Genomic DNA, 23,879 nt, shown 5'->3' on the forward strand with positions numbered 1-23,879 from the left:
CACTCATGGAAAACAGCAAGTTTCGCAAGATCACCCTCGGCGCCGCGGCGGCCCTGGTCGCCGGCATCGTGCTGTACGCCGTGCAGGCCCCGGCCAAGGCACCGCAGTACATCACCGCCCGTGTCGAGCGTGGCGATATCGAGAACGCGGTGCTGGCCACCGGTACCTTGGAGGGCATCCGCCAGGTGGACGTCGGCGCCCAGGTGTCCGGGCAGTTGAAGTCGCTCAAGGTCAAGCTCGGCGACAAGGTCAGCGAAGGCCAGTGGCTGGCCGAGATCGACCCGCTGGTGCCGCAGAACACCCTGCGCCAGGCCGAGGTCGACGCCGAGAAGCTGCAGGCCGAGCGCCGTTCGGCGCAGGCCAAGCTCAAGCAGGCCAAGCGGGTCTACCAGCGCTATGACCTGCTCCAGGCCGACGAGTCGATCTCGCGCCAGGATTTCGAGAACGCCGAGTCGGAGTTCGAGGTGCAGCAAGCCAACCTGCGTTCGCTGGATGCGCAGATCAAGAGCGCCCAGGTGCAGATCGACACGGCCCGGGTCAACCTCGGCTACACCCGCATCGTCGCGCCGATCGATGGCCATGTGGTGGGCATCGTCACCCAGGAAGGCCAGACGGTGATCTCCAACCAGCTGGCGCCGGTGATCCTCAAGCTGGCCGACCTCGACACCATGACCATCAAGGCCCAGGTGTCCGAGGCCGACGTGATCCACATCAGCCCCGGCCAGCAGGTGTACTTCACCATCCTCGGCGACGACCAGCGTTACTACGCCAAGCTGCGCGGCACGGAGCCGGCGCCGCAGAACTACCTGGAGAGCAGCGACAAGAACAGCGGCGCGGCCAAGCAGGCCAGCGCGGTGTTCTACAACGCGCTGTTCGAGGTGCCCAACCCCGAGCATCGCCTGCGTATCTCGATGACCGCCCAGGTGCGCATCGTCCTCGACACCGCCCAGGGCGTGCTCACCGTGCCGGTGGCGGCGCTGGGCCCGCGCGAGGCCGACGGCAGCTTCCCGGTGCGGGTGCTCGACAGCAAGGGCTTCGCCCAGGTGCGCAAGGTCCAGGCGGGGATCAACAACAACGTCAAGGTGCAGGTCAAGGACGGCCTGGCCGAGGGCGACCGGGTGGTGATTGGCGAACCGGTGTCGGGCGAGGCGGGGGCATGAGCATGAACTTGAATGTCGAGCTGGCGCCGCAGCGCGCGGTGCCGGCGGGCAGCGCGCAACCGCTGCTGCATCTGCAAGGGGTCAGCCGCAGCTTCAGGGCCGGTGACCGCGAATTCCTGGCGCTCAAGGGCATCGACCTGCAGATCCAGGCCGGCGAACTGGTGGCGATCATCGGTGCCTCGGGCTCGGGCAAGTCGACCCTGATGAACATCCTCGGTTGCCTGGACCACGCCAGCGCCGGCAGCTACCAGGTCAGCGGCCAGGAAACCCGTGAGCTCGACGACGATGCCCTGGCGGCGCTGCGCCGCGACCATTTCGGCTTCATCTTCCAGCGCTACCACCTGCTGCCGCACCTGGATGCCCTGCGCAACGTGGAAATCCCGGCGGTGTATGCCGGCATGCCCCAGGGCGGGCGCCACCAGCGGGCCCGCGAGCTGCTCACGCGCCTGGGCCTGGACGGCCACCTGGCGCATCGGCCCAGCCAGCTGTCGGGCGGGCAGCAGCAACGGGTGAGTATCTGCCGGGCGTTGATGAACGGCGGCGAGGTGATCCTCGCCGACGAGCCCACCGGTGCCCTGGACACCGCCAGTGGCAAGGAGGTGATGAACATCCTGCTGGAGCTGCACGGCGCCGGGCACACGGTGATCCTGGTGACCCACGACCCCAAGGTGGCGGCCCATGCCGAGCGCATCATCGAGGTCAGCGACGGGCAGATCGTCAGCGACCGACGCAGCGTGCGCGAGGTGCCGGCGCCGGCAGGCGCCGGGCAAGCGCCCCGCGAGGCCGCGCCGCGGCGCCTGGTGGCCAGCCTCGGGCTGTTCCGCGAGGCTTTCAAGATGGCCTGGATCGCCCTGGTGTCGCACCGCATGCGCACCTTGCTGACCATGCTCGGGATCATCATCGGCATCACCTCGGTGGTGTCGATCTCGGCCATCGGCGAAGGCGCCAAGGGCTATGTGCTCAAGGACATCCAGGCGATCGGCAGCAACACCATCGACATCTATTCGGGCACCAGCTTCGGCGACAGCCGGGCCAAGGCCATCGAGACCCTGGTACCGGCCGATGTCAGCGCGCTGAACGAACTCTACTACGTCGACAGCGCCACCCCGGTGATCGGCCAGAGCTCGCTGGTGCGCTACCGCAACATCGACGCCGACGTGCAGCTCAACGGTGTCAGCGAGCAGTACTTCCAGGTGCGCAATATCCCCCTGGCCGCAGGGATCGTCTTCAGCGCCGACGACGCACGGCGCCAGGCGCAGGTGGTGGTGATCGACCACAACACCCGCAAGCGCCTGTTCGGCGCCGGGGTCAACCCGCTGGGGCAGGTGATCCTGGTGGGCAAGCTGCCGTGCACGGTGATCGGCGTGACCGCCGAGAACAAGAACCTGTTCGTCGCCGGCAACACGCTCAACGTGTGGATGCCCTACGAGACCGCGGCCGGGCGGGTGCTCGGCCAGCGCCACCTGGACAGCATCAGCGTGCGGATCAAGGACGGCATGCCGAGCAAGCGGGTGGAGGAGGAGGTCAACAAGCTGATGCTGCAGCGCCACGGTACCAAGGACTTCTTCACCAACAACCTCGACAGCATCATGCAGACGGTGCAGAAGACCAGCCGCTCGCTGACCTTGCTGTTGTCGCTGATCGCGGTGATTTCGCTGGTGGTGGGCGGGATCGGGGTGATGAACATCATGCTGGTGTCGGTCACCGAACGGACCCGCGAGATTGGCATTCGCATGGCGGTGGGGGCGCGGCAGTCGGATATTCGCCAGCAGTTTCTGGTGGAAGCGGTGATGGTCTGCCTGATGGGCGGGGTGGTGGGGATCGCGTTGTCGTATGGGATTGGCTACCTGTTCGCGTTGTTCGTCAAGCAGTGGGAGATGGTGTTTTCGCTGGGCTCGATCGTCACGGCCTTTGTCTGTTCGACATTGATCGGGATCTTGTTCGGCTTTGTGCCTGCGCGCAACGCGGCGCGGCTGGACCCTATCGAGGCGCTGGCGCGGGATTAGCAACGGGCGCAGGGCGCAAGATAGGTGGGGCGGCGGCAACTCCTGGGCAAAAACCGCGTCGAGCGCACCAGGCTGACAACCATGGCCTCTCAGGCATGGCCACGTTGCAACGAATGTGGGCGCGGTTTCATAGGCGCTGCTTCGCTAACGGCGGACAGCTTCGAACGCCAACACCCGCCATGCCGCGCCCACCCCCCTTCCCGCCAGCCCCGGCGATCGCCAATAATTCCCCCTCACCACCACCAGGCCCGCGCCCATGTCCCGCCCGATCATCCTGCCGCTCGCCGAGAACTATCGCCACGGCGAGCACATCGCCCCGCACTGCCACGACCGGGCCCAGCTGATCCATGCCATCAGCGGGGTGATCACGGTCAACGCCCGCGAGGGCAGCTGGGTGGTGCCGCCAGGGCGCGGGGTGTGGGTCCCGGCGGCGGCCGAGCACGAGTTGCGCATGGCCGGGGTGGTGCGCATGCGCACGCTGTTCGTCGACCCCGCCGCGCGCCCCGACCTGCCACGCCAATGCCAGGTGATCGAGATCTCGGCGCTGCTGCGCGAGCTGATCGTGCGGGCCATGGACATTGGCCCGCAACACCCGGCGCAAGGGCCCGAGGCGCGAATCATGCAACTGATCCTCGATGAGATCCGCGTGCTGCCGGTGTTCGCCCTGCATGTGCCCAGCCCGCGTTCGGCGCAGCTGCAAGCCCTGTGCGACGCCTTGCGCCAAGCCCCGGCCGACGCCTGGAGCCTGGCCCGCGCCGCGGCCTACAGTGGCCTGAACCCGCGGACCCTGACCCGCGCCTTCCAGCGCGAGACCGGCCTGAGCCTGGTGCAATGGCTGCGGCGCATGCGCCTGTTGGCCAGCCTCGATGCCCTGGCGGCCGGGCAATCGGTGCTGGCAGTGGCGCTGGACCTGGGCTACGACAGCCCCAGCGCGTTCAGCGCGATGTTCCGCCGCACCCTGGGGGTGTCGCCCTCGGTCTATTTCGGCAGGGCCGCCGAGCGCTGGTAAGCCAGCGCCGACGCCTGCTGCCAGCCACCACCCAGCGCGGCATACAGGTTGACCTCGGCCAGCAGTTGGGCCAGGCGGTCGCTGATCAAGCCTTGCTGGGCGCTGAACAGCGAACGCTGCGCGTCGAGAAAGGTCAGGCTGCTGTCGATGCCGTTGCGGTAGCGGTTTTGCGCCAGGTCGTGGTAGCGCTGGCTGGCCGCCACCAGGTCGCGCTGGGCCTGCAACTGATGCTGGTAGGTGCTGCGCGCGGTGAGGCCGTCGGCGACTTCCTGGAACGCGGTCTGGATCGATTTCTCGTAGCGCGCCACCTGCATGTCCTTCTGCAGCTTGGCGTAGTCGAGGCTGGCGCGCAGGCTGCCGGCGTTGAACAGCGGCAGGTTGATCTGCGGCTGGAACAGCCAGCTGCCGGAGCCGGCGTCGAACAAGTCGGCGAGCTGGCGGCTGCTGCTGCCGGCATTGGCGGTCAGGCTGATGCTTGGGAAGAACGCCGCCCGCGCCGCGCCGATGTTGGCGTTGGCCGCCTGCAACTGGTACTCCGCCTGGCGGATGTCGGGGCGCCGCTGCAGCAGGTCGGCGGGCAGCCCGGCGGGCAGGCGGGCGATCTGTTCGTCGGCCAGGGCCATGGCCGGCAGGTCGTCGCGTACCGCGACGCCGACCAGGCGCTCGAGCTGGTTGAGGTCCTGGGCGGCCAGGCGGGTGTAGCGGGCTACCGCGGCGCGGGTGCTGTCGACGCGGGTGGTGGCCTGGATCTGGTCGAGCGCCGACAGCGTGCCGGTGCGGCGCTGGCGCTGGGTCAGGCGCAGGCTTTGCTCGTCGGCTTGCAAGGTCTGCTGTGACAGTGCCAGCAGCTCCTGGTCGGCACGCCAGGTGAGGTAGGCACCGGCAACGCTGGTGATCAGGCTCAGCTCGGCGCTGCGCCGGGCCTCGTCGGTGGCCAGGTAGTTGAGCAGCGCCTGGTCGCTGAGGCTGCGCAGGCGGCCGAACAGGTCGAGCTCATAGGCGCTGATGCCAAGGGTGGCCGATTGCTGGCTGCTGATCATGCCGTCGGCCCCGGTGCGTCGGCGCGGCAGGTACTGGCGAGTGCCCTGGGCGTTGGCGGAGACCTTCGGCAGCAACTCGGCGCGCTGGATACGGTACTGGGCGCGGTAGGCCTCGACGTTGAGCACGGCCACCCGCAGGTCGCGGTTGTTGGCCATGGCACTGGCCAGCAACTGGCGCAGGGCGGGGTCGTGGAACACCGCCTGCCAGTCGCGCGGCAGTGCCGAGGCGGCGGCGTCCTGGTAGGCGGCGCCGGCGGGGTACTGGCCGGGCGCGGGCGAAGCCGGGCGCTGGTAGTCCGGCGCCAGGGTACAGCCGGCCAACAGGGTGGCCAGCAGGGGCAAGGTGATTCGCGGCATGACGGGTCTCGGCGGTCAGCGCCCGGCCAGCCAGCGCGCCAGGCCGTGACGGCCACTGACACCCAGCTTGGCCGTGGCGCGCTTGAGGTAGGTTTCGATCGAGCTGTTCTTGACGTGCAGGCGCAGCGCCAGTTGCGGCACGGTGTCGCCGGTCAGCAGCCCGATGCAGACCTCCTGCTCGCGGCTGGACAGGCGAATGGCCTCCTGTTCGAGGCGGTCGGCAAACAGTTGGCGCAGGGTGCCCGCTTCATCGGGCAGGAGTTGCCCAGGCCGGCGCTGGCCGCCCGCCTGGAGCAGCTGCGCGTGGTGTTCGACCAGCGGCAGCAGGGTGTCCGACAAGGTCTTGAGCAATGACAGCTCGGCCAGGGAGAACCCGCGCTGGGTCGGCTGGCGAAAGCAGCAGATCACCCAGCGGCGGTTGCCGCTGCGCGAGACCAGCTTGCACTGGTGGGCATCGCCTTGGGCGCCTACCGGGGTGTTGATCTGGATCAGCAGCGGATCTTCCATGCGCATGATGCTCTGCAGCAACGGATGGCGCAGCGGCCGCGTGTTGACGGCCTGGGGATGGCCGGCGCTACCCAGCACCTTGACCGCCTGGATGCGGGTCTGTTGGCTGTCGAGGGTCCATTCGCTGAGGTCGAGCCGATGCATCGGTACCAGGTCGCCAACCAGCTCGAACATCTGCTCGGCGAAGGTGCTGTCGCCGGTGCTGGCGACCAGCGCGCCCAGCTGCAGGTACAGCAGCGGGTCGTGGCGGTGTGCGGGGCTGTCGGTCAGCTTCATGTGCTTTCTTCCTTGATTCGCTAACGCTGCGGGTGGGGCTCGCGGGCGCTTCCTCTCTGCGGGGCGGGTTTGGCGGTATTGAATAGCAGGCTCCAAGCCTGCGTCTGTAATGGAAACCGGGGACAGCAAATGCCATTTTTCGCGTTGGGAAAAGGCGTCAGGTTTGCCGTTGACCGGGCACTTGCCTGTCGGTTTGTCGGACAATTGGCGCCAGAAAGCCACTGGATCGCCGGCAATGGCCACCACACGCGCTGCGGGTAGGGCGCGGCGGACGTTGCAGGGTGGTCAATGTCCTACAAAAAAATCAGTGCGTTGGTTCGACGGTTTAGGCGATGAGCAGGGGACGCCGGTGACATCGAGTGCCGCGCTGTCCGGGTTTGTCGGGCCATACAGGCGCCCCGGGGCGATGCTTGAATACGCGGACGACCCCGTTTCAAGGATGAAGTCCCCATGTTCGCCGCCGACAGCTTTGCCCTGACCTGCGCCCAGCGCGACATCTGGCTGGACCAGTTGAGCCATGGCGACTCTCCGCTGTACAACATCGGCGGCTACGTCGAACTGGCAGGGACGCTCGACCCGGCCCGGCTGCGCCAGGCCCTGGCCCACCTGGTGCACGTGCATGATGCGCTGCGCTGCGTGCTGGTCGACGACCCGGCCGGCAGTGGCCTGCCGCGCCAGCGCTTCGTCGACGCTCTGGTGGTGCCCCTGGACGAGCACGACGTGCGCGGCGAAGACGACCCGCCTGCCGCCGCGCAACGCCTGATCAAGGCGCAGATGCGCCAGGCGTTCACCCTCGACCAGGGCCCATTGCTGCGGGTGGCGCTGATCCGCCTGGGCGACCAGCATTATCGGCTGGCTGCCCAGGCCCATCACCTGATCCTCGATGGCTGGGGCTTCGAGCAGTTCTTCCTGCAACTGGGGCAGTACTACGGGCTGCTCGAGCAGGGCCTGGCGTTGCCGGTTGCAGCGCCTTCCTACCGCGCGTACATCGACGAAGACCACGCCTACCAGGGCTCGCTGCGCGAGCAGCGCGACCGTGACTACTGGTTGGCGCAATACCGCCAGCTGCCCGACGCCTTGCTGCGCCCGCGCGAACGCGCGGCGCCCGGGGCCTCGCCCAGCCAGGCCTGCGAGCAGCCGTTCGATGGGCAACTGCTGGCGCGCATGCAACAGCTGGCCAGCGCGCAGCAGGCCTCGGTGTTGCACGTGCTGTTGGCCGCGCTGCATGTCTGCTTCACCCGCAGTGCCCAGCGCGACGACTGGGTGGTGGGGCTGCCGCTGCGTAACCGCGGCGGCGCCCGGCACAAGGCGACGCTCGGGCTGTTCGCCCAGGTCAGCGCGCTGCGCATGGATTTCGGCCGCGAACTGAGCTTCGCCGCCTTGGTTCGTGCCATTGCCGACACACTGCGCCGCGACCTGCGCCACCAGCGCCTGCCGGTGAGTGAACTCAACCGCGCCTTGGGCCTGCTGCGCGAGGAGCGCGCGCAACTGTTCGAAGTGACGGTGTCCTACGAGGAGGAGGGCAGCGACTTGCGCTATGGCGCCTTGCCGGCGCATACGGTGAAGGTCAGCAACGACCACGAACCCACGCCGTTGTCGTTGTACCTGCGCAGCAACCGCCACAACGGCAAGGCCTGGCTGCACCTGGTGCACAACCTGGCCTGGCTGGACCGCGACGAGGTGCAGGCCCTGGGCGAACGCCTGCTGTGGGTGCTGGCCCAAGGGGTGGCGCAGCCGCAGCGCAGGGTCGAGGCCTTCGACATCCTGTTGCCGGCCGAGCAGCAGTTGCTCGAACAATGGAACGCTACCGCCACCCAGCCCCCGGCGCAGTGCCTGGTGCACCGCCGCATCGAAGCCCAGGCCGCCCGCCAGGCGGATGCCGTGGCCGCCCGGCAGCAGGGCCGCCAGCTGACCTACGGCGCCCTCAACCAGCAGGCCAACGCCCTTGCCGCGCAACTGATCGAGCTGGGCGTGGGGCCCGAGCTGCGGGTGGCGGTGATGGCCCGGCGCGGGCTCGACACCCTGGTTGGCCTGCTGGCCGTGCTCAAGGCCGGCGGCGCCTACGTGCCCATCGACCCGGCGCATCCGCGCGAGCGCCTGGACTACCTGTTGCAGGACTGCGCGCCGCAGGTACTGCTGACCCAGTCCGACCTGCGCCAACGCCTGGGCGCTTGCGCGCTGCCGGTGATCGAGCTGGACCGCCTGGAGCAGACCGCGTCGGCGCTGAGCAACCCCGAGGTGGCGGGCCTGTCTGGTGCCAGCCTGGTCTATGTGATCTACACCTCAGGCTCCACCGGCCAGCCCAAGGGCGTGATGGTCGAGCAGCGCATGCTCGCCAACCTGGTGGATTGGCACTGCGAGGCCTTTGATGTGCGGCCCGGCAGCCATGTCTCGAGCCTGGCCGGTTTCGGTTTCGATGCCATGGCTTGGGAAATCTGGCCAGCGCTGTGCGCTGGCGCGACCCTGCACCTGGCGCCGGTGGGCGAGGGCAGCGAGGATATCGACGGGCTGCTGCGCTGGTGGCGCGCCCAGCCGTTGCAGGTGAGTTTCCTGCCCACCCCGGTGGCCGAGCACGCCTTCGCCCAGGGCCAGCCGCACCCGACCCTGCGCACCTTGCTGGTGGGCGGTGACCGCTTGCGGCGCCTGGGCCGTGAACGCGGCTATCAGGTGGTCAACAACTATGGGCCGACCGAGGCGACGGTGGTGGCCAGCTCGGGGCGGGTCGAGGCCGGGGCGCCGCTGCACATCGGCGGCGCCATCGCCAACACCCGCTTGTATGTGCTCGATGAGCGCCAGCGCCTGCTGCCGATCGGTGCTGTCGGCGAGCTCTACATCGGCGGGCTGGGGGTTGCCCGGGGCTACCTGAACCGGCCCGGGCTGAGCGCCGAGCGCTTCATCGACGACCCGTTCGCCAGCCAGGCCGAGGCACGCCTTTATCGCACCGGCGACCTGGTGCGCTGGCGCGCCGACGGCACCTTGGATTACCTGGGGCGCAACGATGACCAGGTGAAGATCCGCGGCGTGCGGGTGGAACTGGGCGAGATCGAAGCCGCCCTGGCCAGCCACGAGGCGGTGCGCGAGGCGGTAGTGCTGCTGCGTGACGGGCAACTGGTGGCCTGGTTCCTCGACGCCGGGCCCACCAGCCCGCTGGCCTTGCACGCGCACTTGCGGGCCAGGCTGCCTGCGGCCCTGTTGCCATCGGCCTATGTGGCCGTGGCCAGCTGGCCGCTCACCGCCAATGGCAAGCTTGATCGTCGCGCCTTGCCGGCGCCGACCCTGGACGCCCAGTTGCGCCGCGCCCACGAGCCGCCCCAAGGGCCGCTCGAACAGCGCCTGGCGGCGCTGTGGGTCGAGCTGTTGCAGGTCGAGCGAGTCGGCCGCCAGGACCATTTCTTCGAGCTGGGCGGCCATTCGCTGCTGGCGGTGCAGTTGATCGAGCGCATGCGCCAGCAGGGCCTGCAGGTCGAGGCCCAGGTGCTGTTTGGCCAGCCGACCCTGGCCAGCCTGGCAGCCGCCGTCGCCACGGAACAGGCCCAGGTGATACCGGCCAACCGGGTGCCACCGGGCTGCGCGCGGATAACCCCCGAAATGCTGGCCCTGGCGCGCTTGGACCAGGCCGCCATCGAGGGTATCGTCGCCACGGTGCCCGGCGGTGCGGCCAATGTGCAGGAGATCTATCCGCTGGCCCCGCTGCAGGAGGGCTTGCTCTACCACCACCTCACCGAGGCCTGCGACCCCTATCAGCAGGACGCCTTGTTCAGCTTCGCCCGCCGCGAGGACCTGGATGCCTTCAGCCGGGCGCTGGAGCAGGTGATCGCCCGTCACGACATCCTGCGCACGAGCCTGGCCTGGGAGGGCCTGGAGCAACCGCAGCAGGTGGTGTGGCGCCAGGCCAGCCTGCCTCTGAGCGTGCTCGAGGCAGGGCCTGGGGATGCCTTGACGGCGTTGCGCGCCGAGGGCCGGGCACTGGACTTGCGCGTGGCACCGATGATGGCGCTGGCCTGTGTCGAGGCCCAGGGCCGTTGGCTGGGTTTGCTGCGTTTCCACCACCTGGTCAATGACGCGGTGTCGGTGCAGGTGCTGCTCCATGAACTGCGGGCGCTGATGCTCGGCCAGGCGGATGCCTTGCCTGCGCCTGTGGCGTACCGCAACTATGTCGCCCGTAGCCGCGACCCGGCCCGCCAGGCCAGCCACGAGGCGTTCTTCAACGCCAGCCTGGCCGGTGTCGAGGCCCCGGCGCGGCTAGCGGGGATGGGCGAGGGCGGGACGCCGGACAGCCGCGCGGTCACGCTCGCGGCGCCGCTCGCCGCCAGGCTGCGGCGCTTGGCCCGCGCCCAGGATGTCGGCCTGGGCAGCCTGCTGCACCTGGCCTGGGCCCAGGTGCTGGGGGCCTTGGGCGGGCGTGACGAGGTGGTATTCGGCAGCGTGCTGCTGGGCCGGGTGATGGCTGGCGAGGGTGCCGACCGGGCACTGGGCATGTTCATCAACAGCCTGCCGCTGCGGGTGAGGCTGGGCGGATGCAGTGTTGGCCAGGCGCTGGCGGCGACCCATGCGCAACTGGCCGCCTTGCTGGCCCATGAGGATGCGCCCCGAGTGCTGGCCCAGCGTTGCAGTGGTTTGCCGGCTGGGGTGGCATTGTTCGACAGCCTGCTCAATTACCGCCATGGCCCGGCTGTCGAGTGCCTGGCGTTGCCGGGCGTGACGCTGGAAGAGGCCAGCGAGGTGCACAGCCACCCGCTGGTACTGACCGTGGACGATGACGGCGACACCCTGCGCCTGGCCGTGCGCGCCCCCCGCGAACTGGGCGCGGCGCGGGTGCTGGGGCATGTCGAGTGCGCATTGCAGGCCTTGGCCGCGGCGCTGGCGGACGACCCGGCACTGGCATTGGACAGCCTGAGCACCTTGCCCGACGATGAACGCCGCTACTTGCTGGACACGCTGAATGACACCGAGGTGGCGCTGGACCCTGGCTGCCCGCACCTGCCTGCCCTGTTCGCCGCCCAGGTGCGGCGCACGCCGGATGCCGTGGCAGTGCAGGGCGAGGACGCTCAGCTCAGCTACCGCGAGCTGGACGCCCAGGCCAACCGTCTGGCCCATCACCTGATCGGCCTGGGCGTCGGGCCGGACCTGCGGGTCGCGGTGTGCCTCGAGCGCGGTGCGCAGCTGCTGATCGGCCTGCTGGGCGTGCTCAAGGCCGGCGGCGCCTATGTGCCGCTAGACCCCGGCTACCCCGATGAACGCCTGCACTACATGCTGGCCGACAGCGCGCCCGTGGCCTTGCTGGTGCATGGCGCCACCCGAGGCTTGTGGGTAGACGTGGCCACGCCACGGGTCGACCTCGACCTCGCCGATTGGCAGGCTCACCCTGCGCAGGCCCCGGCGCTCGAGGCGCTGGCCGGCGAGCACCTGGCCTATGTGATGTACACCTCGGGCTCCACCGGCACGCCCAAAGGGGTGATGGTCGCGCACCGCGGGCTGTGCAACCTGATGCACTGGGGCTCGAGCCTGTGCCCGCCGCAGCCCGACGGCGCCTTGCTGCAACGGGCGCCATTTAGCTTCGACGGTTCGGTATGGGAGCTGTTCTGGCCCCTGTGCGCCGGCCTGCGCCTGGTGCTGGCGCGCCCTGACGGTCACCGCGACCCCGAGTACCTGGTGCAGCTGATCCAGGCCCGGCGGGTGAGCATCGTCAAGTTCGTCCCAGCCCTGCTGCATGCCTTCCTCGATGCCCCAGGGGTGGCGCAGTGCAGCAGCCTGACCGACATCTTCTGCGGTGGCGGCGAGCTGACCCTGGCCCTGGCCCGGCGCGTGCGCGAGCGTTTGCCGCGGGTGCGCCTGCATAACGTCTACGGCCCCACCGAGGCCACCGTCGACAGCACCGCCTGGACCCTCGAGGCGGATGCGCCGCTGCCCCTCAGCGCGCCGCCGATTGGCCGGGCGATCGGCAACACCCGCCTGTACGTGCTCGACGCCCAGGACCGTCCGGTGCCGCTGGGTTGCAGCGGCGAGCTGCATATTGGCGGTATCGGCGTGGCCCGGGGCTACCTGGGCTTGCCGGCGCTGCAGGCGGCGCGCTTTATCGCCAGCCCGTTCGTGGCGGGGGACCGGCTGTATCGCAGCGGAGACCTGGTGCGCTACCGCGCCGATGGCGAGCTGGAGTTCCTTGGACGCAATGATTTCCAGGTCAAGCTCAACGGGCTGCGGATCGAACCGGGCGAGCTCGAGGCGCTGCTGGTGGCCCATCCGGCGCTGGAGCAGGCCGTGGTGCTGGTGCGCGACGAGCGCCTGGTGGCCTATGTAACCTGCCGCGAGGGGCAGGTGGCGCCAGCGCTGGAGGCACTGCGCAGCCACTTGCTGGCGCGCGTGCCGGCCTACATGGTGCCGTCGGCCTATGTGGTGCTTGGCGCGTTGCCGCTGAGCGCCAATGGCAAGGTCGACCGCAATGCCTTGCCGGCGCCCGGGGTACAGGCCCTGATCAGCCGCGCCTATGCCGCGCCACGGGATGCGCTGGAGCGCACGCTGGCGCAGATCTGGACCGAGGTGCTCAAGGTCGAGCAGGTAGGGCGCGACGACAACTTCTTCGAGTTGGGCGGGCATTCGTTGCTGGCGGTCAACCTGGTGGCGCGCATGCGTCAGGCGGGGTTGCATGCCGATGCGCGCCTGTTGTTCAGCCAGCCGACCCTGGCGGGCTTGGCGGCGCATACCCAGCGCCAGGCGCGGCAGGTGGAGATTCCGCGCTCGACGGTGCCAGGGTTGGCCGGGCGGCGGCGAATCTGAGGGGGCGGGCAGTTTCCAGGCGCCAGGGCGCTCGCGCGCAGCATGCCTTGCGCCGAGCCCCCGGTAGGCCCTCTATTGCAGGTGGCCCAGGCCCTGCATCCGCCAGGCCTCAGGCCTTTTGCAAAACAGGGTAATCGGTATACCCCTCGGCCCCATTGGCATAATCGAACTGTGCCCGATGCGGGTTCAGCGGCGCCTGCTGCTGCAACCGCTCGACCAGGTCAGGGTTGGCGATGAACGCGCGGCCGAAGGCCACGGCATCGATCAAGCCGCGTTCGAGCAACCCCTCGGCCTTGTCCGCGGTATAGGCCCCCGCCGCGACGATCACCCCCGGATAGGCCGCGCGAATCGCCGCGCGGAATTCGTCGCGCAGCGGCTTGCCACCGGCCCAGTCCGGTTCGGACAAGTGCAGGTAGGCCAGGTTGCGCTTGGCCAGCTCGCCGATCAGGTACAGGCCCGCAGCCTCCTGGTCCTCGCCATTGTCGATGCCGTTGAAGCCGCCCAGCGGGAAGATGCGGATACCCACGCGATCGGCGCTCCACTGGGCAATGGCGGCATCCACCGCTTCGAGCACGATGCGCGCGCGGTTCTCGACACTGCCCCCGTAGCGGTCCTCGCGGGTGTTGGCACTGGGGGTGAGGAACTGGTGCAGCAGGTAGCCGTGGGCGGCGTGCAGCTCGATGAAGTCGAAACCCGCCTCGCGGGCATTGGCCGCGGCCTGGCCGAAGTCGGCGACGATGCCGGCGATCTCGGCCGCGCTCAAGGCGCGTGGGGTCGAGGTTTCGACCCGGATCACATTGCGGTTTTCGTCTCGCAGGCTGGTGCGGGCATTGGCCGCCAGCGCCGACGGCGCCACCGGTGCCTGGCCCTCGGGCTGCAACGAGGTGTGCGAGACCCGGCCGGTGTGCCACACCTGCACGGCGCTGTGGCCGCCCTCGGCATGGATGCCGTCGTTGACCCGGCGCCAGCCGGCAATCTGTTCGGCGGTGTGGATGCCTGGCGAGCCGGAATAGCCCTTGGCCTGGAACGAGATCTGCGTGGCCTCGCTGATGATCAGCCCGGCACTGGCGCGCTGACGGTAGTACTCGGCCATCAGCGGTGTGGGAATGTCGCCTGGCTCCTGGCTGCGCAGGCGGGTCAGCGGCGCCATGAACACCCGGTTGGGCAGGGTGAGCGGGCCAAGTTGCAGGGGTTCGAACAATTTCATGGAAGCACCGTTTCAAGGAGGATTCGATGCCGCGCACGATACCGAGGTGATTGGGGAAAGGGGGGACCGGGTGACTGGCACAACGGGCGCCAATGGGGATTAGCGGGTGCATACAGCCGCTCATCACTGGCCTGTATTGACTTGCCAGCCGGGCCCAGGCTACTTTTCCACCCCATGAACACACGCCTGCAGTGCCGCGCCCCAAGCATTATTACCGCCATTATCGGATTGGCGGGCTAGCGCACACATGCACGAAACCCGCCCTGGAGGCGGGTTTTTTCTCTCTGACTCCTGGGCCCTTGAAAACAACCAGGAGTCATCGATGACCAGCCTCAGCCTTCCCTCGCGTACCCCCGTAACACCGCAACAACTGCTGTCCGAGCAGGTGCGGCGGATTCTCTCGGCGCCGGTGTACGACCTGGCCATCGAAACCCCGCTGCAAGGCGCCCCGGCGCTGTCGGCCAGCCTGGGCAACCAGGTGCTGCTCAAGCGCGAGGACCTGCAACCGACCTTCTCCTTCAAGATCCGTGGTGCCTACACCCGGCTCTCGCGCCTGAGCCCCGCCCAGCGCGCCCGCGGCGTGATCACCGCCTCGGCCGGCAACCACGCCCAGGGCGTGGCCCTGGCCGCCGCGCACCTAGGGCTGAACGCCACCATCGTCATGCCCACCACCACGCCCTCGCTCAAGGTCGAGGGCGTGCGCTCGCGGGGTGGCCAGGTCGTGCTGCATGGCGAGAGCTTCCCCCACGCCCTGGCCCACGCCCTGGCGTTGGCCGATAGCCAGGGGGCGACCTTCGTGCCGCCGTTCGACGACCCTGATGTGATCGCCGGCCAGGGTACGGTGGCCATGGAGATCCTGCGCCAGCACCCGGGCCGGCTGGACGCGATCTTCGTGCCGGTGGGCGGCGGCGGGTTGATCGCCGGCATCGCCGCCTACGTCAAGTACCTGCGCCCCGAGGTCAAGGTGATCGGTGTCGAGCCGCAGGACTCCAACTGCCTGCAGGCGGCCATGGCCGCTGGCGAGCGGGTGGTGCTGGCGCAGGTCGGCACCTTCGCCGACGGCGTGGCGGTGGCGCAGGTTGGCGCGCACTGTTTCGAGCTGTGCCGGCACTTCGTCGACGAGGTGGTGACGGTCAGCAGCGATGAGCTGTGCGCGGCGATCAAGGACATCTACGACGATACCCGCTCGATCACCGAACCCTCCGGCGCCCTGGCCGTGGCCGGGATCAAGAAGTACGTGGCCCGCACAGGCGCCCAGGGGCAGACGCTGGTGGCCATCGACTCAGGCGCCAACGTCAACTTCGACCGCCTGCGCCATGTGGCTGAGCGCGCCGAGCTGGGCGAGCAGCGCGAAGCGGTGATCGCCGTGACCATCCCCGAATGCCCCGGCAGTTTCCGCGCCTTCTGCCTGGCGCTGGGCAAGCGCCAGATCACCGAGTTCAACTACCGCTACTACCCGGGCAGGGCGGCGCGCCTGTTCGTTGGCGTGCAGACCCACCCCCAGCACGACCCGCGTGAAGCGCTGCTGGCCAGCCTGGGCGCGCAGGGCTACCCGGTGCTCGACCTGACCGACAACGAGCTGGCCAAGCTGCACGTGCGCCATACCGTGGGCGGGCACGCGGCGCCAGGGGCCAGCGAGCGGGTGCTGCGCTTCGAGTTTGCCGAGCGGCCCGGGGCCTTGCTGGGCTTTCTCGAACGCTTGGGCAAGCGCTGGAACATCAGCCTGTTCCACTACCGCAACCACGGCGCGGCGCAGGCGCGGGTGTTCGCCGGGCTGGAGGTGCCGGACGCGGAACTGGCCGGGTTGCCGCAGGCGCTGGAAGCGATGGGTTATCCGTATTGGGACGAGACGGATAACCCGGCGTATCGGTTGTTCATGGGGTAGCCGGTTTGCCCAAGGGTTGCCCTGGATCAACGCCGCACAGCGCGTTCAGGCAGATGCTCAAGCCCTACCATTCGCTTGAGAGGGCCTGGCCATGAGCAGCACGTTCTTCATCCCCGCCGTCAATATCATGGGCATCGACTGCCTGGAGGAGGCGATGGCCGCCATCGCCGGTTATGGCTTGCGCAAGGCGTTGATCGTCACCGACGCGGGCCTGGTCAAGGCCGGCGTGGTCGAGCGGATCGCCGGCATGCTGGCCATGCGCGATATCGACGCGCGGGTGTTCGACGGCGCCAAGCCCAACCCGAGCATCGCCAACGTCGAGGCAGGGCTGGCCATGCTGCGCCGCGAGGGCTGTGACTGCGTGGTGTCGCTGGGCGGCGGCTCGCCCCACGATTGCGCCAAGGGCATCGCCTTGTGCGCGACCAACGGCGGGCATATCAGCGACTACGAGGGCGTCGACCGGTCGAGCAAGCCGCAGCTGCCGCTGATCGCGATCAACACCACCGCCGGCACTGCCAGCGAGATGACCCGCTTCTGCATCATCACCGACGAGGCGCGCCATGTGAAAATGGCCATCGTCGACCGCAACGTCACGCCGCTCCTGTCGGTCAACGACCCGGCGCTGATGGCCGGCATGCCCAAGGGCCTGACCGCGGCCACTGGCATGGATGCGCTGACCCATGCCATCGAGGCCTATGTCTCGACCGCCGCCACGCCGATCACCGATGCCTGCGCGCTCAAGGCCATCGGCCTGATCAACGACAACCTGCGCCAGGCGGTTGCCGACGGCGCCGACCTGCAGGCGCGGGAGAACATGGCCTATGCCCAGTTCCTCGCGGGGATGGCGTTCAACAATGCATCGCTTGGGTATGTGCATGCCATGGCCCACCAGCTGGGCGGCTACTACGACTTGCCCCATGGCGTGTGCAACGCGGTGTTGCTGCCCCATGTACAACGTTTCAATGCCAAGGTCAGTGCCGTGCGCTTGCGCGATGTGGCCAAGGCCATGGGCGTCAAGGTGTGCGGGCTGGATGCCGAGCAGGGCGCCGGGGCGGCGATTTCGGCCATCGAGCACCTGGCCGCGGCCATCGGTATCCCGGCCGGGCTGGCGGAGCTGGGGGCCAAGGTCGAGGACGTGCCGGTACTGGCGGCCAATGCGCTGAAGGATGCCTGTGGCCTGACCAATCCGCGGGTGGCCAGCCAGGTGGAGATCGAGGCGATCTTCAAGGCGGCGTTCTAGAACGGCGTGGTAAGTGGCTGGCGCCTACGGGCATTGCAGGTCGCAGACGGCGTAGGAGCCGGCCTTGCCGGCGAACACCGGCGTAGCCGGTGCCAGCCACCGCGTCGCCTGGTTCGCCAGCAAGGCTGGCGCCCACGGGCATTGCAGGCCGCAACCGCCGTAGGAGCCGGCTTGCCGGCGAACACCGGCGCAGCCGGTGCCAGCCACCGCGTCGCCTGGTTCGCCAGCAAGGCTGGCGCCCACGGGCATTGCAGGCCGCAACCGCCGTAGGAGCCGGCCTTGCCGGCGAACACCGGCGCAGCCGGTGCCAGCCGCCGCGTCGCCTGGTTCGCCAGCAAGGCTGGCGCCCACGGGCATTGCAGGCCGCAACCGCCGTAGGAGCCGGCCTTGCCGGCGAACACCGGCGCAACCGGTGCCATCCACCGCGTCGCCGGGTTCGCCAGCAAGGCTGGCGCCTACGGGGCCGGGACAGACTCCAAACGCGCTGGCTAACGCTCGCGCATGAAGAACCCCGCCACGTACTTGCGGAAGGTCTCCAGGCTCTTGAAGTCGGCATAGCGCTTGAAGTTCTCGGCATCCGGCTCCGGCCCCAGCGGTTGCTCGAGCAACGACACCGACAACACCCGGTCCTGGTCCGAGGTCAACACCAGCTCGTCCATCACCTGGCCGCCGATCACCGGGCGGCGCATCAGCACCTTCACCCCCTTGCTGGCCATCCAGTCGATCAGCGACACCAGCGCCTTCAGGGGCTCGCGCTCTTCGTCGCGGTATACCGGGAACAGCTGCCCGCGCGACAGCACCGGCACGCTGGCGACATGGATCAGCTCGTAGAAATGGCTGCCGGCGGTGGCCGGTGAATACAGTGCCAGGGCCAGCAGCGGCCCGCTGGCGCGGCTGCCACCCCAGTACTGGTGGTGGCCCTGGAAGTCGAAGCCGTCCTCGCTGCGGTTGTTGAACAGCTTGCGGCCCTTGATCTGGTCGACGCAGTCCAGCAGCAGGCCATGCCGACGGTGGTTGCCGAACACCGTGGCTTCACGTAGCCGGGCCTTGAGCATCATCATGTGCTTCATGTCCAGGCGCGTTTCCAGGTAGTTGCTGGCCGGCACCCGCTCCAGCAGCGGGTAACGGCCGGCCACCCCGCGCAGCTCGGCGAACTGGGCGGTGAGGTCCTTCTTCAGGTGCGTGGCATAGACGTTCAGGCCACTGGCCTCGATCCAGGTCAGCAGCAACGACAGCAGGCGTTGCTGCTCACGGCGTTCGCCGGGCTCGCGCGGCCCGCCGGTGGTGTCGCCGTCGCCTGCACGGCGATAGTCGCCCAGCAGGCGCAAGGGGGCATCCGGCGCCAGCCAGGCGGCGGGGGGGGGGTGGTCCTGGGCGCTGGCGCCGGCCTCGCGCTCATCCTTGCTGAACGGGCAGCCCGGGGTGTGTTCGGGGGTGTCGGGGTTGTTGCGCAGGAACAGGGTGCCGGTGTTGCCGTTGAGCGACACATTGAGCACCGGCAGGGCATCCTGGCGGCAATCGCAGGCCAACCACTGGTTGGCGCTGCGCACTTTCATCAGCCATTGGTTGGCCTGCAGCAGGCGGGGGCCGGCCAGGGTGCCAGCGGCAAAATCGGCCAGCAGTTCCTCTTCGGCCAGGGTCAGGCTGCGCACTTGTGCTCCGGATTTTTCGATGATACGCATTGAGAAGCAGCTCCAAGCTACGAGCCTCAAGCTTCAGGCAAAGCGCGGCGGCTTTCAACTTGAAGCTTGCAGCCTGGAGCCTGCCGCTCACTGGCCGCCGAACAGTTTGGCGGCGCGGGCGCGGATTTCCTCGGGGCTGAGGTCTTCCTTGTGGGTGGAGACGAACCACAGGTTGTTGAACGGATCCTTCAGGGTGCCGCTGCGGTCGCCGTAGAACTGGTCCTGGACTTCGCGCACCTGTGTCGCGCCGGCGCGCAAGGCCTGGGCATAGACTTTGTCGCAGTCCTCGACATACAGGTGCAGGCCAACTGCTGGCGTTTCGATGGTCTCGCTGGGTTTGAGGCCGCCCTCCATGTCGCAGGGCGAGCCGAGCATCAGCGAGGAGTCGCCGATTTTCAACTCGGCATGGCCGATGCTGCCGTCAGGGCCTTCGAGGCGGAACATTTCCACGGCGCCGAAGGCGCTCTTGTAGAACTCAATGGCCTTGGCGGCCTCCTTGATGCCGAGGTAGGGGGTGAGGCTGTGCTGGCCTTCGGGGATGGGCTTGGCTGCCATTTGCGTAATCTCCTTTCACGTGGGGTGGGTTGCAACGCCTTGGTGATTAGAGTCGTCTGCGCGGGCGGAAAATCGACTGTCGCCTTATATCGATTGTCTCTAAAAAAGCGAAGGGGCCGCGATGTGGCCCCATTTGCTCGTCAGCTTCAGAAGATGTAGTCGGTGGTCAGGAAACTCGACTGGCGATTACGGATGATCTCGCTGATCAGTTCTTTATTCGCCGCCTGGAACTTGGTCGCCACCAGGGTGCGAATGGAGAACACCCGCAGTGCGTCATGCACCGACAAGGTCCCCTCGGCACTGTTCTTGCGGCCGTTGAACGGGTAGGTGTCCGGCCCGCGCTGGCACTGGGCGTTGAGGTTGATCCGGCCGACCTGGTTGGCGAAGGTGTCGACCAGCGCGCCGATGGTCGCCGGGTCGTTGCCGAACAGGCTCAGCTGCTGGCCATAGTCGGAGTCGAGCACGTAATCGACCACCGTCTGCAGGTCGCGGTAAGGCACCACCGGCACCAGCGGGCCGAACTGCTCTTCGTGGTACAGGCGCATGTCGGCGCTCACCGGGTACAGCAGGGCCGGGTAGAAGAACGAACCGCGGCTGAGCCCGCCGCCTGCGTTGAGCACCCGCGCGCCTTTGCCTGTGGCGTCGGCCACCAGGCCGTCGAGGTAGTCGAGTTTGCCCGGCTCCGGCAGTGGCGTCAGCGCCACGCCTGGCTCCCACGGCATGCCTGGCTTGAGTGCGGCGAGCTTGCGCTGGAACTTGTCGAGGAAGGCCTCGACCACGTCTTCATGCACGAACAGGATCTTCAGCGCGGTGCAGCGCTGGCCATTGAACGACAGCGCGCCGGTGACGGCTTCCTCGACGGCGTTGTCGAGGTCGACCTGGGGCAACACGATCCCTGGGTTCTTGGCGTCCAGGCCGAGGGCGGCGCGCAGGCGGTGCGGGCGTGGGTGGAGCTTTTTCAGGTCGCTGGCGGCCTTGTGGGTGCCGATGAAGGCGAACACGTCGACCTTGCCGCTGGCCATCAGCGCGCTGACAGTCTCGCGCCCGCGCCCGTAGATGACGTTGATCACCCCGGCCGGGAAGCTGTCGCGGAAGGCCTCGAGCAGCGGGCGAATCAGCAGCACGCCGAACTTGGCTGGCTTGAACACCACGGTATTGCCCATGATCAGCGCCGGGATCAGGGTGGTGAAGGTCTCGTTGAGCGGGTAGTTGTAGGGGCCCATGCACAGCGCCACGCCCAGCGGTGCGCGGCGGATCTGGCCGAGGGTGCCTTGCTCGAGCTCGAAGCGGCTGGAGCGGCGGTCGAGGTCTTTCAGGGCATTGATGGTGTCGACGATGTAGTCGCAGGTGCGGTCGAACTCTTTTTCCGAGTCCTTGAGGTTCTTGCCGATCTCCCACATCAGCAGCTTGACCACCGCCTCGCGCTGCTCGCGCATGCGCGCCAGGAAGGTCTCGACATGCTGGATGCGCTCGGCCACGCGCATCGTCGGCCAGGCGCCGCGGCCCTTGTCATAGGCCTGCACGGCAGCGTCCAGGGCGCTGAGGGCGGTATCGGCGTCGAGCAGCGGCGCGCTGCCGAGGATCACCTGGCGTTCGCTGTCGCCGTCCTTGAGCCACACCGGGCTGCGCACCGTGGCCAGCGGGCCATCCCAGCGCCGCAGTTCGCCGGCCACCAGGTAGTCGCGTTGCTCCAGGGGTTGGCCCAGGCGCCACTGCGCCGGGATGTCCTCGGGGGTGGGAAACAGCGAATCGAGCAGGCGGTCCATGGTGTACTGCACCTCTTGTAGATGGCGGGGTGAAACGCTTCAGCCATGGAGCATGCACCCCGCGTCGGAAAAACACCAGTCTGGCTCAACATCGCCGCGACTGCGCCGATACACAAGGCATCGCTTCCGACCTCAGACCTATGATCCGCAACGAACGTTTTTCCTTCGACGACCCGCCAGCCCCACCGGGGGCGCTGCGTCGCACGCTCTATCGCCTGCTGCCGGTAGGTTTCGCCGTGATCGGCATCGGTCTGTCGCTGGTGTTGGGCCACCTGGATGCGCGGCGCGAGGAAAGCGAGCAGATCGCCAACCTCGCGGCCAGGCTGTCCGGGCTGCGCAGCGCGCTGGAGGCGCAACTGCGCGCATCGTTCGCCGAAGCCGAGGGCATTGCGCAACTGATCAGCACCGACGGCAGCATCAGCATCGACCACTTCCATGGCATGGCCCGCGATGCCCTGGACTCGGTGCCGTACATGCACCACATCGCCCTGGCGCCCGCCGATGTGATCCGCGATGTCTACCCGCTGCAGGGCAACGAGCAGATCGTCGGCCTGAACTACCGTCGCCTGCCCGACCAGTTCCCGCTGCTGGCCGTGGCCCGCGACAGCGGCCAGCCGGTGCTGGCCGGGCCGCTGCAGCTGTACCAGGGGGGGCGGGCGCTGGTGTACCGGCGCCCGGTGTTCATCAGCGCCAAGCGTGGGGTCAAGCTGTACTGGGGCAATATCTCGATCGTCGCCGATATCGACCGCCTGCTGCTGGCCGCCGGCCTGCGCCCGGAGACCGGCTTCGAGCTGGCGGTGCGCGGCAGCGATGGCAAGGGCGCCGAGGGTAGTTTGATCTGGGGCGACCCGCAGTTGTTCGACGACCCGCAGGTGACGCTCGATGTCGAGGTGCCGGGAGGCGTCTGGCAACTGGTGGCCGCGCCGCGTGGCGGCTGGGCGGAGCTGAACCTGTTCGGCTCGCCGCTGTTCCTGTTCGCCCTGACCAGCACGGGCTTGTTCAGCCTGTTCGTGGCCCAGCTCAATCGCAAGCAGCGTCAGCTCGAACAGCGCAACCGCGCGTTGCGCCAGTACCAGGCGCAGCTCGAGCGCCTGGCCCATTACGACACCATCACCGGGCTACCCAACCGCGTGCTGTTCCAGCGCCAGTTGGGCGAGGCGATCGTGCACGGCCATGGCCTGGCCGTGCTGATGCTGGATATCGACGGCTTCAAGCAGGTCAACGACAGCCTTGGCCACCCGATGGGCGACCTGCTGTTGCAGCAGGCCACCGCGCGCTTCCTGCAGGAGCTCGATAGCCAGGATCAGGTCTGCCGCCTGGGCGGCGATGAGTTCGTGTTCATGCTGCAGGGCACCCAGGGCCAGGTGAACCACCAGGTCCGCGCCTTGCTGCGCAGTTTGCAGCGGCCTTTCGACCTCAATGGCAACGCCGCGCTGGTCACCGGCAGCATCGGCCTGGCCTGGTGTCCGCAGCATGGCGAAGACCCCGACAGCCTGCTGCGCCATGCCGACACGGCCATGTACGCGGCCAAGGAAAGTGGCCGGGACGCCTGGCGGCCCTATCATCCGGACATGACCGCGCGGCTGCAGCAGCGCCTGGAGCTGGAGCGCAACCTGCACCGGGCCCTGGAACACAACGAGTTCGAGCTGTGGTACCAGCCCAAGGTGGACCTGTTCAGTGGCCGCCTGGAAGGCGTCGAGGCGCTGTTGCGCTGGCGTGACCCGGAGCATGGCCTGGTTTCGCCAGGCGAGTTCATCCCGTTGGCCGAGCGCACCGGGCTGATCATCCCCCTCGGCGAGCGGGTGCTGGAGCTGGCCTGCGCCCAGCTGGCCGCCTGGCGCGACGGCGAAGGTGTGCCGGGGCCGCTGGCGATCAACGTCGCTGCCTTGCAGATCGAGCGCAGTGACTACGTCACCAGCCTGGCCTCGGCGCTGCAGCGCCATGGCCTGGCGGCCAGCCTGCTGGAGGTGGAAATCACCGAGAGCCTGCTGATGGAAAGCCAGCAGCAGGCCTGCGCGGTGCTGGCGCAGTTGCGGGCGATGGGCGTGGCCACCGCGGTGGACGACTTCGGCACCGGCTATTCGTCGTTGGCCTACCTGCGGGCGCTGCCGATCGATCACCTGAAGATCGACCGCGCGTTCATCAAGGACCTGCCAGGTGATGACGACGCCATCGCCGTGGCCCGGGCGATCATCGACCTGGGGCATGCCTTGGGTTTTCGCATTACCGGTGAGGGTATCGAGACCCAGGAGCAGTACGACTTCCTGCGCAACGCCGGGTGTGACCAGGGGCAGGGCTTCCTGCTTGGCCGGCCGATGCCGGCGCAGGCCTTGCGGCGCTGGTTGCGCGACCACCAGGAGCGTCAGCGGCAACCGCTGCGCTGAGTGTTTGCAGGGGTGTTCGCCGAGCGTGTTG

General features: G+C 68.4%; 14 protein-coding genes. 7 read left to right on the forward strand and 7 right to left on the reverse strand.

Translation table 11 applies throughout. The annotated features are described in order from the left end of the window. Positions 1-5 precede the first annotated feature (5 nt). The 3 genes from macA to KSS95_RS14280 all read left to right on the forward strand — a co-directional run bounded on the left by macA (position 6) and on the right by KSS95_RS14280 (position 4,175). A complete protein-coding gene (gene macA / locus KSS95_RS14270; protein WP_217847725.1) occupies positions 6-1,160 on the forward strand; it encodes a macrolide transporter subunit MacA in 1,155 nt (384 codons plus the stop codon). Between the two features lie 2 nt (positions 1,161-1,162). After that, positions 1,163-3,166, forward strand: coding sequence for a MacB family efflux pump subunit (locus KSS95_RS14275; protein WP_217853989.1), 2,004 nt, complete (start codon positions 1,163-1,165; stop codon positions 3,164-3,166). Between the two features lie 256 nt (positions 3,167-3,422). Continuing rightward, positions 3,423-4,175 (forward strand): AraC family transcriptional regulator, encoded by a 753-nt coding sequence (locus KSS95_RS14280; RefSeq protein ID WP_217847726.1) that lies wholly within the window; start codon positions 3,423-3,425, stop codon positions 4,173-4,175. Here KSS95_RS14280 and KSS95_RS14285 read toward each other — a convergent pair. Both KSS95_RS14285 and KSS95_RS14290 read right to left on the reverse strand, forming a co-directional pair. After that, positions 4,145-5,572: an efflux transporter outer membrane subunit gene (locus KSS95_RS14285; RefSeq protein ID WP_217847727.1), complete on the reverse strand. Its 1,428-nt coding sequence runs from the start codon at positions 5,570-5,572 to the stop codon at positions 4,145-4,147. The genes KSS95_RS14280 and KSS95_RS14285 overlap by 31 nt on opposite strands. 15 nt (positions 5,573-5,587) lie before the next feature. Continuing rightward, positions 5,588-6,355: a helix-turn-helix transcriptional regulator gene (locus KSS95_RS14290; protein ID WP_217847728.1), complete on the reverse strand. Its 768-nt coding sequence runs from the start codon at positions 6,353-6,355 to the stop codon at positions 5,588-5,590. A gap of 450 nt (positions 6,356-6,805) precedes the next feature. Between KSS95_RS14290 and KSS95_RS14295 the strand changes: the two genes are divergently transcribed. After that, on the forward strand, positions 6,806-13,129 hold the full coding sequence (locus KSS95_RS14295) for a non-ribosomal peptide synthetase (RefSeq protein WP_217847729.1): 6,324 nt from the start codon (positions 6,806-6,808) through the stop codon (positions 13,127-13,129). A 109-nt stretch (positions 13,130-13,238) separates the two neighbouring features. Here the strand turns inward: KSS95_RS14295 and KSS95_RS14300 are convergent, their stop codons facing one another. Beyond that, positions 13,239-14,336 carry an alkene reductase gene (locus KSS95_RS14300; protein ID WP_217847730.1) on the reverse strand — a complete coding sequence of 366 codons (1,098 nt, stop codon included), beginning with the start codon at positions 14,334-14,336 and terminating at the stop codon, positions 13,239-13,241. Positions 14,337-14,658: 322 nt separating this feature from the next. On the opposite strand from KSS95_RS14300, the gene ilvA reads away from it, so the two are divergent. Beyond that, complete coding sequence (gene ilvA / locus KSS95_RS14305) at positions 14,659-16,221, forward strand: threonine ammonia-lyase, biosynthetic (protein ID WP_217847731.1); 1,563 nt, start codon at positions 14,659-14,661, stop codon at positions 16,219-16,221. A 91-nt stretch (positions 16,222-16,312) separates the two neighbouring features. After that, positions 16,313-17,461 (forward strand): L-threonine dehydrogenase, encoded by a 1,149-nt coding sequence (yiaY, locus tag KSS95_RS14310; protein ID WP_217847732.1) that lies wholly within the window; start codon positions 16,313-16,315, stop codon positions 17,459-17,461. 24 nt (positions 17,462-17,485) lie between these two features. On the opposite strand, the gene KSS95_RS14315 is transcribed toward yiaY, so the two are convergent. The 4 genes from KSS95_RS14315 to KSS95_RS14330 all read right to left on the reverse strand — a co-directional run bounded on the left by KSS95_RS14315 (position 17,486) and on the right by KSS95_RS14330 (position 21,464). Beyond that, complete coding sequence (locus tag KSS95_RS14315) at positions 17,486-17,704, reverse strand: hypothetical protein (protein ID WP_217854083.1); 219 nt, start codon at positions 17,702-17,704, stop codon at positions 17,486-17,488. Between the two features lie 245 nt (positions 17,705-17,949). Next, positions 17,950-19,143, reverse strand: a complete 1,194-nt coding sequence (locus KSS95_RS14320; RefSeq protein WP_217847733.1) for a DUF8534 domain-containing protein — start codon at positions 19,141-19,143, stop codon at positions 17,950-17,952. Positions 19,144-19,230: 87 nt separating this feature from the next. Beyond that, the gene (locus tag KSS95_RS14325; protein ID WP_217847734.1) at positions 19,231-19,698 is read right to left on the reverse strand and encodes a VOC family protein; all 468 of its coding nucleotides are present in this window, start codon (positions 19,696-19,698) and stop codon (positions 19,231-19,233) included. Positions 19,699-19,844: 146 nt separating this feature from the next. After that, entirely contained in the window at positions 19,845-21,464 is a 1,620-nt protein-coding gene (locus tag KSS95_RS14330; RefSeq protein WP_217847735.1) for an NADP-dependent glyceraldehyde-3-phosphate dehydrogenase, read from the reverse strand. Between the two features lie 140 nt (positions 21,465-21,604). Between KSS95_RS14330 and KSS95_RS14335 the strand changes: the two genes are divergently transcribed. Further along, positions 21,605-23,848, forward strand: a complete 2,244-nt coding sequence (locus KSS95_RS14335; RefSeq protein ID WP_217847736.1) for a putative bifunctional diguanylate cyclase/phosphodiesterase — start codon at positions 21,605-21,607, stop codon at positions 23,846-23,848. Positions 23,849-23,879: the final 31 nt, after the last annotated feature.

Origin of the sequence: Pseudomonas muyukensis (genome assembly GCF_019139535.1) — a bacterium.
Classification (GTDB): Bacteria; Pseudomonadota; Gammaproteobacteria; order Pseudomonadales; family Pseudomonadaceae; genus Aquipseudomonas; species Aquipseudomonas muyukensis.

Coding starts and splice junctions, on each gene's coding strand:
- macA (WP_217847725.1), top strand. CDS start 6: ATGGAAAACAGCAAGTTTCGCAAGATCACCCTCGGCGCCGCGGCGGCC.
- KSS95_RS14275 (WP_217853989.1), top strand. CDS start 1,163: ATGAACTTGAATGTCGAGCTGGCGCCGCAGCGCGCGGTGCCGGCGGGC.
- KSS95_RS14280 (WP_217847726.1), top strand. CDS start 3,423: ATGTCCCGCCCGATCATCCTGCCGCTCGCCGAGAACTATCGCCACGGC.
- KSS95_RS14285 (WP_217847727.1), bottom strand. CDS start 5,572: ATGCCGCGAATCACCTTGCCCCTGCTGGCCACCCTGTTGGCCGGCTGT.
- KSS95_RS14290 (WP_217847728.1), bottom strand. CDS start 6,355: ATGAAGCTGACCGACAGCCCCGCACACCGCCACGACCCGCTGCTGTAC.
- KSS95_RS14295 (WP_217847729.1), top strand. CDS start 6,806: ATGTTCGCCGCCGACAGCTTTGCCCTGACCTGCGCCCAGCGCGACATC.
- KSS95_RS14300 (WP_217847730.1), bottom strand. CDS start 14,336: ATGAAATTGTTCGAACCCCTGCAACTTGGCCCGCTCACCCTGCCCAAC.
- ilvA (WP_217847731.1), top strand. CDS start 14,659: ATGACCAGCCTCAGCCTTCCCTCGCGTACCCCCGTAACACCGCAACAA.
- yiaY (WP_217847732.1), top strand. CDS start 16,313: ATGAGCAGCACGTTCTTCATCCCCGCCGTCAATATCATGGGCATCGAC.
- KSS95_RS14320 (WP_217847733.1), bottom strand. CDS start 19,143: ATGCGTATCATCGAAAAATCCGGAGCACAAGTGCGCAGCCTGACCCTG.
- KSS95_RS14325 (WP_217847734.1), bottom strand. CDS start 19,698: ATGGCAGCCAAGCCCATCCCCGAAGGCCAGCACAGCCTCACCCCCTAC.
- KSS95_RS14330 (WP_217847735.1), bottom strand. CDS start 21,464: ATGGACCGCCTGCTCGATTCGCTGTTTCCCACCCCCGAGGACATCCCG.
- KSS95_RS14335 (WP_217847736.1), top strand. CDS start 21,605: ATGATCCGCAACGAACGTTTTTCCTTCGACGACCCGCCAGCCCCACCG.